The sequence below is a fragment of the Arthrobacter sp. Y3225116 genome (genome assembly GCF_059091245.1).
This window is the reverse complement of record NZ_JBNHGL010000504.1, coordinates 1-845: the sequence shown is the minus strand read 5'-3', so window position 1 is coordinate 845 and position 845 is coordinate 1. Positions and strand designations below refer to the sequence as shown.

Genomic DNA, 845 nt, shown 5'->3' with positions numbered 1-845 from the left:
GCCGCCGGACCGCTGGCGCTCGACCTGACCGTCCACGGCCCGCACCTGCTGGTCGCCGGCACCACCGGCTCCGGCAAGTCCGAACTGCTGCGGAGCCTTGTCCTCTCGCTGGCCCTGACCAGGTCCCCGGCCACGGTAAATTTCCTGCTGATCGACTTCAAGGGCGGTTCCGGGCTCGGCCCGCTCGCCCGGCTGCCGCACTGCGCCGGCCTGCTCACGGACCTGACGCTGGAGGCAGTCGGCCGGTCGCTGGCCTGACTGCAGGCGGAGGTGCGCCGCCGCGAGGCCTTGCTGGCCGGCCTCGGCATCGGGGACATCGCGGCCTGCCCGCCCGGCACGCTGCCGCGGCTCGTCGTCGTCGTAGACGAATTCCGGATGCTGGCCGAGGACGCGCCGCAGGCGCTTCCCGAGCTGATGCGCGTGGCCACCGTGGGCCGCGCCCTGGGCATCCACCTGGTGCTGGCCACGCAACGGCCGCAGGGCGCCGTCTCCTCGGACATCCGCGCGAATATCACCACCATGATCGTGCTGCGGACGCAGAACACGGCCGAGTCCCGCGACCTACTGGACGCGGCCGCGGCCGCCGACATTCCGGTGACGGCGAGGGGCAGGGCCTACCTGCGCGTCGGCACGCAGGATGCGGTGCCCTTTCAGTCGGCCTGCAGCACCCTGCCGGCCGCCGGACACGTCCCGCTCTTCCGGACCGTGGATGAATGGCTGGCGGCAGAACCACCGGCAGCGCCGGCGTCCGAGGGCACCGGAGTGGTCGAGCAGCTGGTGGCCGAGGCTGCGGCCGCCTCCCGTGGCCTCGGCCTGCCGGAAGCCCGGCGGTTGCCGCCGGCCCT

General features: G+C 73.7%; 1 protein-coding gene and 1 pseudogene. Both read left to right on the top strand.

The window, feature by feature from the left end:
* The coding region (locus tag AC5RV2_RS18635; RefSeq protein ID WP_494093561.1) for an FtsK/SpoIIIE domain-containing protein at positions 1-258 on the top strand (258 nt) is incomplete at its 5' end.
* 12 nt (positions 259-270) lie between these two features.
* A pseudogene (locus tag AC5RV2_RS18630) lies at positions 271-845 on the top strand (FtsK/SpoIIIE domain-containing protein); the annotation flags it as partial.